Source organism: Luteibacter sp. OK325 (assembly GCF_003050935.1).
Lineage (GTDB): Bacteria > Pseudomonadota > Gammaproteobacteria > Xanthomonadales > Rhodanobacteraceae > Luteibacter.
In genome coordinates, this window is record NZ_QAOX01000002.1 from 757,537 (window position 1) to 769,287 (window position 11,751).

Here is an 11,751-nt window from a genome sequence, read left to right on the forward strand (position 1 = left end):
GTCGCAAGTTCATGGAGGATGGGCGCATGGAAAGCGGACTTTTTCGCAAGGAAGCTCTCGATAGGAAGCGCGGCGACGCACTCGGTCCGGTGCGTATTGTCGCCCCCCTCTCGCAACGCTACGCCATGCTCGCGTCAATGGCGTTCGCCGTTTGCGTGATTGCTTGGCTCGTACTGGGAACCTACACGCGCCGCGTACATGTGTCTGGCGTTCTTGTTCCCGCCGCAGGATTGATTGACGTGTCTGCCCGCACCCCAGCCACCGTCACCGCCGTCATGGTGAGAGAAGGCGAGCATGTCCGGCAAGGACAACCCGTTGTCGCTTTGTCTGCCGAGCGCAGCAGCGAAGCGCTCGGCGCGACGTCCGCGTCAATCATTGGCAATCTCCGTGCGGACGTGCAGCGTGTCGAAACAGACATTGCCCAGGCAAAGCGGCTCAGCGAGGAACAACTGACCGCACTTCGCGGACAAATTGCCACCGCGAGACAGCAGGTAAGCGACATCGACGGGCAGATAGTCCTTCAGAAAGCCCAGATCGATTTGCAGCAGGCGATGCTCGTGAAAGTGGCGCCATTGCTGGAGAAAGGATTCATCTCGGCTTTCCAGGTCCAGCAACAAAAGTCCGACTTGCTCAACACGCAAGTCCAGGTCAAAACGTTGCAGAGGCAACGCGCAGACACTGCGCAGCAGCTCTCAACGGCGCTCGCCCAGATTGCGCAGACGCCCATGCAATTGTCGGCCAAGATCAGTGAGCTGAACGGACAAAAATCTGCAGCGGAACAGGCCTTGGCCCAGGCTGAAGCCGAGCGCTCCATGGTCCTGCTGGCACCAACGTCCGGCGAGGTGTCCAGCGTCCTTGTCAAGTCCGGACAGGCAGCAGCAGCTTCCCAGACCCTTGTCTCTATCGTTCCGGACGACACGAAACTCGTTGCGCAGCTTCTGGTCAAGAGCGAGGCCGTTGGACTTGTCGGTGTTGGCAGGGACGTCGCCATTCACCTCCAGGCCTACCCCTACCAGAAGTTTGGCGTCCAAAAGGGCGTGATTTCGTCCATCTCGCGAAGTGCCATGAACCCGCAGGAAGTCGCTTTCATTCTCGGCCAGGCCCAGGTCGAACCCGACCCTTTGTACCGGATTGATGTTGCGCTCGCGTCCCAGCAGGTCACTGCCTACGGCCGTTCAGAGCTCTTGAAAGCAGGGATGACCCTCGATGCCGACCTTCTCCTCGACCGGCGCAGCCTCATTGAATGGATGTTCGAGCCGCTCATTGGCATGAAGAAGCGCTTTGAGGACCACCGGCCGTGAGCACGCCCGCAGAGGACAAGATCGTGGACGGCGAAGGCTGGAGCGAGCTTCTCCAGATGCACCCCCGCCGTCGCCTTCGGCTCGTGCGCCAGACGGAAGCGGCCGAATGCGGGCTTGCCTGCCTGTGCATGCTCTTGGGGTACTTCGGCCATCACACCACCATGTCGGAACTTCGCCAGCGGTTCCCGGTGTCCATCAAGGGCACAACGCTCGGTGAACTGGTTCGCTGGTGTGAGGCGTTGCAGCTGGTCGCTCGTCCCGTCCGGCTCGAAGTCGAGGAACTCGGCGACCTCCAGCTCCCGGCAATCTTGCACTGGAATCTCGACCACTTCGTTGTCCTGAGCGAAGTTTCCAGCGCACACGTCGTCATCCAGGACCCTGCCGGCGGCACGCGGAAGGTTTCAACGAAAGACGTTGCGTCCATGTTTACCGGCGTGGCGCTTGAGATAGGGAAGGGCCCTGCTTTCCAGCGCAAGAAAGCACCTCCGTCTGTCTCACTTCGAAAGCTCGCCGGGTCGGTCAGGGGCATCGGGTCGTCGCTGCGCAACATCTTTGGCTTTGCCATCGCGCTCGAGGTGATTGCGCTGCTGATGCCACAGCTGCTGCAAGTCGTCGTAGACCAGGTCCTTGCGGACTCGGACCACGACCTGCTCATGATGGTCGGTCTCTCGTTCGTCATGCTCGTCGTCGCCCAAACGGTCATCACGGCGTTTCGCACATGGTCTGTGGTCTGGCTGAGCACGCATTTTACGATGAACTGGACGGGCCACGTCTTCCAGCACCTGATGCGGCTGCCGCAAATCTACTTCCTCAAACGCCATCTTGGTGATGTCGTATCCCGGTTCGGGGCCATCTCGGTCATCCAGCAGAGCCTGACCACCCAATTGGTCGGCGCCATGCTTGACGGCCTCATGGCCGTGGCGACGCTCGTGCTTATCGCCATATACAGCCCCGTGCTGACATGCATCATCGTCGCCAGCGTCAGTGTGTATGCCCTGCTCCGCATCGCGTACTTCCGCTCGTTCCAGGAAGCCAATCTCAGCCAGATTGTGATGAACGCCCGGCAGCAGACCAGCCTCATGGAGTCCATCCGTGGTGTGCAGACCATCCGGCTGAACAACCAGGCAGCCATGCGCTCCGCGCGTTATCTCAATCACACCGCTGACGCGCTCAACACGCAGGTCTCCGTGCAGCGGCTGACCCTAGCCTTTGACGCGATGAGCGGATTGTCTTCCGGCCTCCAGCGCGTGGGAGTCCTGTGGCTGGGCGCGTGGCTGGCACTGAAGGGCGATATGACGGCGGGCATGCTCATGGCCTTTGTCAGCTACGCAGACCAGTTCACCACGCGTGCTACTGGCTTTGCCGACTACCTCATCCAGTTGCGCCTGCTCAGACTCCAGGGCGAGCGCCTTGCCGACATCGTGATGATGCCGCCGGAACAGCACCTCCACGGCACCTATGCGGGCCCCACGCCGGCGCCGTCCATCCGGTTCGACAATGTCAGTTTCCGGTATTCGGAGTCGGACCCGTGGATCCTGCACCGGGCGTCGTTTGAAATTGCTGCCGGGGAGTGCGTGGCCATTGTCGGGCCCTCCGGGAGCGGCAAGAGCACTGTCTTGCGCCTTCTCCTCGGGCTCCTGGACCCACAGGCGGGCAAAATTTACGTAGGTGGCATCGAGTTGTCGCAGCTCGGCAAGAGCGCACTCCGGTCTTTGCTTGGAACCGTGTTGCAAGACGACAAGATGTTTGCAGGAACTGTGTCCGACAACATCTCCTTCTTCGATGACGACGCAACGCCCTCCGATGTCCGCGACGCCGCAAGGCGCGCTGAAATCGACGACGACATCAGCGCCATGCCAATGGGCTACCACTCCTTGGTCGGCGACATGGGGTCGAGCCTCTCGGGGGGTCAGCAACAACGGATTTTTCTCGCGCGGGCCCTGTACCGGAAGCCGTCCATTCTCGTTCTCGACGAGGCCACCAGTCATCTGGACATCGAACGGGAACGTCGGATTGCAGCGCTCTTGAAAGAGATGCAGATGACGCGGGTCTTGGTCGCCCACCGACCGGAAACCGTCTCGACGGCTGACCGGGTCCTTGTTCTTTTGAACGGCCAGCTGATTGCAGCGAGCATCCAGACCGCCAGTCCGTCCACGGCCGATGCCGACGAGACAGAGGCAGCGTGAAGCTTCTGCCCATTGAGATTTGTCTGGTGCCGGCCCCTGTCGCCGGCCCGGATGACAAACCGAAGTCCGGGACGGTGAATTTCCGGACACCCTCACATGGAAAAGATTGCAATGCGTACTCTTACTAAGGACGAGCTTGAGTTGGTTGCGGGTGGCCTTGATACGATTGTCGTTAACGGGCCAGGTGGCTCGGGTGACGGCGGCGGCAATGGCGGTTGGGGCGGCGGTGCCGAGGGCGGCAGCGGCGGCGGTGGTGGTGGCGGCAGTGGCAGCGGCAGCGGTAGTGGTGGCGACAGTCCGGCACACGGTGACGCGCCGCCGGTTGATGCAAACTTCACGTTCCACGCCTCCGACAACGCGCAGTCGCCGGGTGTCAACCACGGCAACTGGACCTTGTCTGCGGGGGACTGGGCCTTCTCGGGCGCCATGGACATCACCGACGCCGGTCACATCAACACCCTGTCTGCCAATGCGAGCCTGACGACGCCGAACGGAACCTTCGTGTTCAGCTCGTCGAGCCCGGGCACGGGCTTCGTCCCGAGCGTGGTCGGCGGATATGACTGGGATCTCGGAAACGGGTTGCAGCTTCACTTTGATGCTGGCTTCAACACCGGCAACGACGAAGTGTCTGCCCATCTCCAGGTCAAATACACTTTCTGATTCACCGGAGGGGCGCGCGCGCCCCTCCACCATTTAGGTAAGACTTCCGTGACCAACGCTCATACCAGATTGTGCCTCCTGACCGCCCTTCTCTCCGCAAGCCTTGCGTCGGCGAGTGTCGCGGCGCAAACCCCCGGCAAGCCTGCACTGAAGTACAACGACATGTCCGACAACACCGGCGTCATCAAGGCGGTCGAAAGCGGAGACAGTGAGGCGTTGCTCGCGCTGGAGAAAAGGCCGCCCTCGCCGCTGACTGCCCTGTTTGCGAAGGCTGCCCGCGCGCGCATCGGCATGGATTTCCAGGCATCAACGGCGGCAGCAAACCAGTGCATTGAAGAGAGTCAGAAACAGAAAAACATGGTCCAGGAGCTTGCCTGCGCCATGCTGAAAGCCGGCAACGAGCTCCTCCAGGATCACCCCGGCGAGTGGGCGCGACAGCTGAATGCCATGAGGACGAAATTCTATCCTCTGCTGCGGCAATCGCAGGGTCAGGCGTTCGCGTTGAGCGATCTCGAGAAGATCCCGGATTACGCACCGTTCCTGCAGTTCAAAGACGACGTTGCCATCGAAGGCAACAGCGGCGCGCCGTGGTCCCTCGGCATCCACGTTCTCAAGAAGGGCCCGCTCAATCCGGTATCAACCATTGAGCCCATGGCAGTCGAGGTCCGCTCCGGGGAGACCCGTTTTGATGCGGTGCTCGACACCGCAGGGCTCATGTCCCTGCTCAACAGCCCGACAGCGGAAGCTCTCGGCATTCACGCCATTCCCCACTGGATTTCGACCGGTAGCGGCGACTCGGGGCTTGGCACGGTGCCTTCCCTCTCCATCGGCCAGGTAACCTTGCGCAATGTGCCCATTGCGGTGGGGTCGTCGGGCACCCCCAACGTCATCGGGCTGGGCACCTTGCGCCAGCTGGGCCAGGTCACCTTTTCGTCGAAGGTGGTTGTCGTCGGTGCAGATGCCCCGGCCCGTTGCCAGACCCATCCCCTCGTCATGCGCTCCACCCTCATTGGGACCGCGCCAAAGCTCATTGTTCCCATCGAGGTCAATGGCGGCCGCGTGCGCGCCGTGCTCGACACCGGCTTTACGGGGGTGCTTGACCAGTACGGCACGGACAACCCCGACGAGCTCAACGGCAAGGTCGAACAAACCATGCAAATCACGGCGCAGGGCCCCGTTGCTTCGACGTATGTGGTCAAGAGCAAACAGATTGGTCTCGGAGACGCAAGCCAGCAGGTCGCCGTCCGGGTGCGCGCGGCAAAGTCTGGCGTGATCTATGTGGCCGGCCTCAAGCTTCTCGACGGCACCAGCGCCTATATCGATTTCAACCGCCGGGTGATGTGCTTTGGCGGTTGAGGCAGGCTCGCTGACGTTGAAGCGGGCGCAATGAAGACGGCCCGCACCCGAACGGCTGCGCCAGCTCAGGCCACGATAAAGGTGGTGACCCGGCAAGCGGTGGTGCCGCCGACGGCCGCCAGCCTTTCACCTCGGTTGATTGATATGGCCCGGGAAGCGGATTTATTGCTGCCGTCCCTTGGGATTTTTCCTCTTCACCTGGCGGTGTCCGAGCTGGTGCCGGAAGACGACGCCGTTTGGACGGCGCTCGAGCATCCGCTGTCGTTTGCAGCACCGGCCTCAGAAGTGGCTGACGGCTGGTTGCGCACGCAAGACGAGCTGCGCACGCTCCAGCACCGCCAGGACGCCCTTCGGGACGCGTTGGCGGCCCCTGACATCGAATCACTCATGCGCTTGCTCCCGGCTCTTTGTAGTGGCGTCACCGGCCGTGCGGCCGTGACCCACCCTTCTGGCAGAAACCGGACCGAGCCTTTCATGGGCGTCAGCGTCGCCTTCCTCTCCCCCGAGGAAGGCATCGCATCATTTGAGCGCATGCGCGTGTGGCTTCGTGAGAATGCCGACCTTCCAGCGGTCATACGCGCGAGTGTGGCCCTCGCCACCGTGACCAACGTGCATGCCTTCGGCGACGGCAACGGCCGCGTGGCAAGAATCCTTGCCAACCACGTGCTGCTGGCCAACACCGCCCCGGGCGCTTACGTCCCGTTGCATGAATACGCCCTGGGCAGCCGCAGGAGCCTCACGTTTCGCATCCGGGAAGCGGAGCTGCGGAACGACTGGTCCGGTCTTGTCGGCTTTGTCTCCACGGTGGTGACCCACTGGGCGACCCGTTCCACCACATAAACCCGCCTACACCCATTATTGGACCCGCCATCATGGACACCCGGACGCATCAGGACCCTGCGACAGAACGATTCCTGGCAGCGGCGGCGGCCTCGTTTCCGGTCTTTACACCGAGCGAGCGCGAGAGCACGCCCCAGAACTCGACCCCGTATGTCATTGGCATCGACAGCTTCAAACGGATAGCGTCCACGTGGCCCGGCCGGGAGGATTTGGTCGGCAAGCTGGTTGCAGCACTGGACGGGGCCACCCACGCTGGCATCGCGGTTGACTTCGTGCTCATCGGCGGCAGCTTTACGGTCCTTGCCAACAGTGCCCCCCGCGATCTGGATGCGGTGTGCCTTTACCGCGTGGCCGATGAGCACCTGTTCGACGCCGGCCAGCTGAAGGTGCTCCAGTCGGCGTGGAAAAGACTTGGCCTGGACGCCCGGCTGGTTCCCTGCGATGGCGACCCACTCGTTCTCATCAAGACCATTTCATACTTCAGCGTTCTGTATTCCAAAAAGACCGGAGACATGGTCGTCAAGCAGGGCCTGGTGCTGGTCGATTGCAGGGACAACGGCACGTGATGGACAACGACATCCGCGCCATTGCCATGTACCTGCCGCAATTCCACCCGGTGGAGGAAAACGACACGTGGTGGGGAAAGGGCTTTACCGAGTGGCGCGCAACGAGCCGCGCGCGCCCTGCCTTCGAAGGCCACCTCCAGCCGCATGAACCAGCGGATCTGGGCTTCTACGATTTGCGCGTCGGGAAAGTCCGGCAGGCACAGGCTGACCTTGCCCGCACCTACGGCATCCACGGTTTTTGCTATTACCACTACTGGTTCGACGGCAAGCGCATCCTCGAACGCCCTCTCGACGAGGTCCTCCGGCTCGGCTCCCCCGACTTTCCGTTCTGCCTTGCCTGGGCAAACGAGCCCTGGGTCAGGAGCTGGACCGGCCAGCCGGACGATACGCTCGTCCCGCAAAGCTACGGCGAAGGCTGGGAAACCCGGTTTTTTCTCGACACCCTGCCTTACCTGAAGGACCCCCGTTACATCAGGGTCAAGGGTATGCCCTTGCTGCTCGTGTCCCGGGCGCTTGCCATCCCCGACGTCGGCCGTTGCGCAGCGCTCTGGCGAGCACTGGCGACGTTGCACGGACTCGATGGCCTGTATCTCGCCGCCGTCCAGTCCAAAGACATGGTCGACCCCCGCTTGTGCGGATTCGACGCGGCCGTGGAATTTCCACCGTTTGGCGCGCCGATCCTCCGGTATCCGAACGCATCGCTTCCTGGCAAGGCGCCGGAGTTCCAGGGAACCGTTGCCTCCTACGAAGGGTTCGTCGACACCTGCCTCGAGAAAGACAACCCGCCGTACACGTGGTTTCGCGGCGTCATGCCCGGATGGGACAACTCGCCCAGACGCGGCGACCACGCTATGCTTTTTGCCGACGGCTCACCCGCCATCTATGAGCGCTGGGTTTCTGGCGTGTCCAGGTGGACCCATCGTCACAGGGAAGACAGCGAACGACTGGTGTTTGTCAACGCTTGGAACGAATGGGGAGAAGGCGCGCACCTCGAACCTGATCTTGCATCGGGTCACGCCTATCTCGAAGCAACGCGGGCAGGCCTTGCCTGTGTCCTGGTCGAGAGCGCCATCGAAGTCTGACCCGGACATCCCGCTTCGTAGCGAACCGCCGCGCAGTGCGAACGCGGTTACCGAGGGTCTGGCGTGGCTGTCATGTTGCCATTGTCGATGACCCAGCGCGTCTTGGCCTTGCCAGCGGCGTCAAACAGTTTGAGTTCCCCGCCTTTTCCCCGAGCGGTCAGCTCAAGCAGGCTCTTGTCTCCGACAGCGGCATCGGGATTTTCAAGAACGAAAGTGGCGGACCTGTCCTTGTCATCGACATACATGCCGATGGCGTCGCGCTCGGGATAATCAAACGCAATGCCGCCCCGACCATTGCTGAGCCATGACATGCCACCGCGCTCGTTGCCGTCAGTGTCGTGGAGCGTAATGCCGACGCCCGCCCCAATGCGGTGGAAATTCGCCGGAACCACCCCTTTGATTTGGGGTGTAAAGGAATCGCCGACCGTCAGCCTGTCATGACCCTTCTCGTCCAGGAACTCCATCGCGGCCGTCCGCTCATCGTGGCGGATGCGAGCCGGAACGTCCGGAAACGGCGCACCGATGAGAATGCGGGGATGACCGTTGGCATCCTCAATCACGAGTCCCTTGGCGTGAATGACGTCGGGCTGGCTCCGTGTGGGTCCGGCGACGGCGAAGGTCGTGCCCAATCCCATACAGAGGACTGCCAATGCGCCGCAGATGACGGTGAGCTTCGTGTTGCGGGCCTCCAGTGTGGCCAGCCGTGTTTCGATGTCCATGTCTTCCCTTTTCGATTGGCACGCATTGTGCCATGCATGTGGATGCTGTTTGCCCGCAAAGGGTTTATAGCATCGGTGCGTCGGAATTCGGAGGACACCGTCACGGCGCCGAACAACCGTCGTTTTACGCGTGGAGATCCTCCCCGCCATGCCTCAGTGAAGCGATGGTGGGGTCCCGGCCTCGCTCTAGACAGTGATGCAATGTGGCCCCTCCAAACGTCGCTGAGCCCGTCCGCACATCGCTCGCCCGGCTCACCATCAGGGCGGTTCCCCGAGAGCTCTGGCAATACAATGAGGGACACGGGCATGCGCCGACGAAAGTGCCAGGTGCCACTTGGGGATTTGACGAGGTAGTGCGGGATGCGCATGCGAGACCTTATGTGTCCCGAAATGTGTCCCGATTGCGTATTTCGCTGACCACTCCAAGTAACTGCTTTTACTATGACATTAGTGGTATGGCGGAGAGAGTGGGAGACCGTACGTCGATCCACCCCACCCCGCAAAACATGCCTTTTTCGGTGGCGACCGCCCGCAACAAAGTGCCTAGGGAAGGTGTCCACGCAACGTAGCACCCGCCGCGCGCTGAATCCACGTCGGCTGCCCCTCTCATCAAGGCGCCGCTTGGGTGATAACATCTCGCGCCGATCGCGAAACTCACGACGGTAGTCGTTCGCCCCTTCCCAAGATCGAACAGCTGTATCGACGAAGGCAAGATACTTCAGAGAGGCGCCGAGGGATGTCTCGAAGGGCAGGCTGACGTCGTCCGTAGAAAGCTCAACCCATCGTTTCAACTCGCTCAAGTCTTTAATCGGCAGCACGTCGCATCCTGACGGTTCGGATGCCCGCACCCGGCGCGCGCAGTCTTCGGCGCCGCGCAGTCACTGGGAAATATTTGGCGTCAAGCGCGGCCATTCTTCCGCCCGCGGCGCTACAGGCATGATCGGCTCATGCCTGTAGCAGCTGAATTGGCAAAGACCACAGCCCCTCACGCCTTGGTGCGCCCGGTCTCATATCGCAAGAGACCGCCAGTTTGCATATCGGCCAAGACGTCTGCGAACTGTTCCGACTTATCGGCAGAAACACTGAGTGCGAGCAGATTTTCTGACGACCATTCCATGATAGGACCTTCCGTTTCGATGCGCTCAAGCGCGGCCTCCCGGCGGTCTGGTGCCACATCCCCGAACCATACTCGATACGTCCACTGCCCCGACGGCTTTGGAATCTCGAGGATGCTGCGGTCGGCGTCTACGACTACTTCATCTCCCAAAGAAAGGTCATAGGCGAAAAAAGAAATACAGCACAGTACAAAGCGGGTATCGCTCAGCCTCTCCCACCATAGCTGTTCCCAATGGCGCTCGTCGCCTTCACCTTCGATAGGCATCCGAAAAACGAAATTCGACCGCACCCGCCAAACCGGGTCTGCATGCACCGCGACATAGTCTCCCTGCTGATACTTCATGCTTCTATTCCGACTGAAAAGTTCGTCGCTGTGTCGTACCAATGCAACATCATGCCGATGGAACTCGCAGCAATACTGCAAGATTTTCCACCACAGGGAACTCGTCCACTACTTTCCACCAGGGTCGGCCACCTCGACCGACGTAGCATCAATTAGTTCGAGACCAAGATCGCGACACGCGGCAAGACGAATAACAGCACCTCTTCCGCTGGCGTCGCTTCGAACGATTCCTGTCGCCTTTACGCGGTGGCCGTCGAGCAGCGAAGCCTTGCCCGAGAGCACGTCGTAGTTCATCAACGAAATACATTTCCGGGTCTCCCACCGTTCATGGTCGTTCCAGCTTGCCCAAAGGTTCTGGTCCTCACTGCGGAGAGTAATCCACGCGGTGAGCGTGACTCGCTTCCCGTTGTAAAGGTCGGGGTGCGCGAGAACATCTTCCATACGAGTGGTCGCCCCCTGATTTCCACCGGCAGGGATGGAGCACGAAAACAACAAGAGTGACGCTGTCAGTAGTGAAACCTGTGCTCGCATCATCAATTCTCCGGGCCCGAAAAGTCAGGTCCAAGTTGCTGCTTGTCTAAACTTTTCTGAAGCGCGTCCGATTCATGTGCCGACATACGACCCTCCAACATCTGGAACTGAAGTCTGCCATTCACCAATTCCGTCACACCGACCCGTCCCTCACTCACTACGCCGTTCGGGAGACCCTGTGCGAGGGGCCGAGCGTCTGCAGGGCTGACTACGCCGTCGGAACGCCCATCAATATGACCGTGTATGACAGCAACGGCATCCTCCGGCTTTGCGGCTGTTGCGGAGTCGGTTGTGCGACTACTCGAAGTAGTAGCGTCGGTTGACGCTATGGCGCCAAGTTCTCCTTTGGCATCCCGCTTGATGAAACCGATTTTCTCTTTCGTTTCTTTTGCGCTAACACTTACCGCACCCATGCCCGATACCATGGCGGCACGCACCGTCGGCGAAGCTTGAACGGTCTCTCCAGCTGACCGACTAGCGTTGTACGTGTCAGACTGAATGCAGACAAACTTGCTTTGGCCAGGGCAGGATGAGCGTCCATCAAGGTCAATGTTCGTTATTGGGTTGTCGTTGGCGTAGCTGTAGCGGTTGAACCCATGAGAATCTCCGGCCTTGAGCATAACGGGATCCCGACTGAGGAAGCGACCCGCCGTGGGATCGTAGTATCTCGCTTGCATGTAGATGAGCTCCGAGTCCGGGTCGTTCACGTGGCCCGAATAACCTGGTCCGACTTCTGGCGCGCCGAGCGCCTGAATGCCGTAGGGCCGGTAGTCGGCGTTGCTGATGACATTGCCGGCCGCATCAGCCTTGGCCAGAACCGTCCCTTGGGGACTGGTGTAGTAATAGGTCACCGTCGCCGCAGCGAATGCCCCCTGGGCGAATGCGAGGGCGAAACCGGTAACTGTCAGGAAGACAGCAATACGGGGTGGCGCCCTGCGCACAGGCCAACCTGATGCCGTGATACCGATGCAGCGTTGCCTAATCCGGTCGAGAATCTGCTTCATCATGTCGGTTGCCTGTCCTTGCATTGGTTTTGCTGGAATTGGGCCTT

11 protein-coding genes are annotated in these 11,751 nt (G+C 60.9%); 7 read left to right on the plus strand and 4 right to left on the minus strand.

Annotation, left to right across the window (positions count from 1 at the left end):
* Positions 1–26 precede the first annotated feature (26 nt).
* From C8J98_RS07170 to C8J98_RS07205, 7 genes are all read left to right on the plus strand, one after another.
* Positions 27–1,301 (plus strand): HlyD family efflux transporter periplasmic adaptor subunit, encoded by a 1,275-nt coding sequence (locus tag C8J98_RS07170; RefSeq protein ID WP_158272637.1) that lies wholly within the window; start codon positions 27–29, stop codon positions 1,299–1,301.
* A complete protein-coding gene (locus C8J98_RS07175) occupies positions 1,298–3,487 on the plus strand; it encodes a peptidase domain-containing ABC transporter (RefSeq protein ID WP_233260148.1) in 2,190 nt (729 codons plus the stop codon). The genes C8J98_RS07170 and C8J98_RS07175 overlap by 4 nt, the downstream gene beginning before the upstream one ends.
* 111 nt (positions 3,488–3,598) lie before the next feature.
* Positions 3,599–4,147, plus strand: coding sequence for a hypothetical protein (locus C8J98_RS22025; RefSeq protein WP_158272638.1), 549 nt, complete (start codon positions 3,599–3,601; stop codon positions 4,145–4,147).
* Between the two features lie 48 nt (positions 4,148–4,195).
* Complete coding sequence (locus tag C8J98_RS07190) at positions 4,196–5,503, plus strand: retropepsin-like aspartic protease (protein WP_146171584.1); 1,308 nt, start codon at positions 4,196–4,198, stop codon at positions 5,501–5,503.
* Between the two features lie 30 nt (positions 5,504–5,533).
* Positions 5,534–6,343 carry a Fic family protein gene (locus C8J98_RS07195; protein WP_107912392.1) on the plus strand — a complete coding sequence of 270 codons (810 nt, stop codon included), beginning with the start codon at positions 5,534–5,536 and terminating at the stop codon, positions 6,341–6,343.
* Positions 6,344–6,375: 32 nt separating this feature from the next.
* On the plus strand, positions 6,376–6,909 hold the full coding sequence (locus tag C8J98_RS07200; RefSeq protein WP_107912393.1) for a hypothetical protein: 534 nt from the start codon (positions 6,376–6,378) through the stop codon (positions 6,907–6,909).
* The gene (locus C8J98_RS07205) at positions 6,909–7,991 is read left to right on the plus strand and encodes a glycoside hydrolase family 99-like domain-containing protein (RefSeq protein WP_107912395.1); all 1,083 of its coding nucleotides are present in this window, start codon (positions 6,909–6,911) and stop codon (positions 7,989–7,991) included. Before C8J98_RS07200 ends, C8J98_RS07205 begins: the two co-directional genes overlap by 1 nt.
* A gap of 47 nt (positions 7,992–8,038) precedes the next feature.
* Here the strand turns inward: C8J98_RS07205 and C8J98_RS07210 are convergent, their stop codons facing one another.
* From C8J98_RS07210 to C8J98_RS07225, 4 genes are all read right to left on the minus strand, one after another.
* Positions 8,039–8,710, minus strand: coding sequence for a hypothetical protein (locus C8J98_RS07210; protein WP_107912397.1), 672 nt, complete (start codon positions 8,708–8,710; stop codon positions 8,039–8,041).
* Positions 8,711–9,695: 985 nt separating this feature from the next.
* Positions 9,696–10,169, minus strand: coding sequence for a DUF4265 domain-containing protein (locus tag C8J98_RS07215; RefSeq protein WP_107912399.1), 474 nt, complete (start codon positions 10,167–10,169; stop codon positions 9,696–9,698).
* Positions 10,170–10,277: 108 nt separating this feature from the next.
* Positions 10,278–10,610: a hypothetical protein gene (locus C8J98_RS07220; RefSeq protein WP_146171586.1), complete on the minus strand. Its 333-nt coding sequence runs from the start codon at positions 10,608–10,610 to the stop codon at positions 10,278–10,280.
* A gap of 92 nt (positions 10,611–10,702) precedes the next feature.
* Positions 10,703–11,707, minus strand: a complete 1,005-nt coding sequence (locus tag C8J98_RS07225; protein WP_158272639.1) for an RHS repeat-associated core domain-containing protein — start codon at positions 11,705–11,707, stop codon at positions 10,703–10,705.
* Between the last annotated feature and the right edge of the window lie 44 nt (positions 11,708–11,751).

Coding starts and splice junctions, on each gene's coding strand:
- C8J98_RS07170 (WP_158272637.1), top strand. CDS start 27: ATGGAAAGCGGACTTTTTCGCAAGGAAGCTCTCGATAGGAAGCGCGGC.
- C8J98_RS22025 (WP_158272638.1), top strand. CDS start 3,599: ATGCGTACTCTTACTAAGGACGAGCTTGAGTTGGTTGCGGGTGGCCTT.
- C8J98_RS07195 (WP_107912392.1), top strand. CDS start 5,534: ATGAAGACGGCCCGCACCCGAACGGCTGCGCCAGCTCAGGCCACGATA.
- C8J98_RS07200 (WP_107912393.1), top strand. CDS start 6,376: ATGGACACCCGGACGCATCAGGACCCTGCGACAGAACGATTCCTGGCA.
- C8J98_RS07205 (WP_107912395.1), top strand. CDS start 6,909: ATGGACAACGACATCCGCGCCATTGCCATGTACCTGCCGCAATTCCAC.
- C8J98_RS07210 (WP_107912397.1), bottom strand. CDS start 8,710: ATGGACATCGAAACACGGCTGGCCACACTGGAGGCCCGCAACACGAAG.
- C8J98_RS07215 (WP_107912399.1), bottom strand. CDS start 10,169: ATGAAGTATCAGCAGGGAGACTATGTCGCGGTGCATGCAGACCCGGTT.
- C8J98_RS07220 (WP_146171586.1), bottom strand. CDS start 10,610: ATGGAAGATGTTCTCGCGCACCCCGACCTTTACAACGGGAAGCGAGTC.
- C8J98_RS07225 (WP_158272639.1), bottom strand. CDS start 11,707: ATGATGAAGCAGATTCTCGACCGGATTAGGCAACGCTGCATCGGTATC.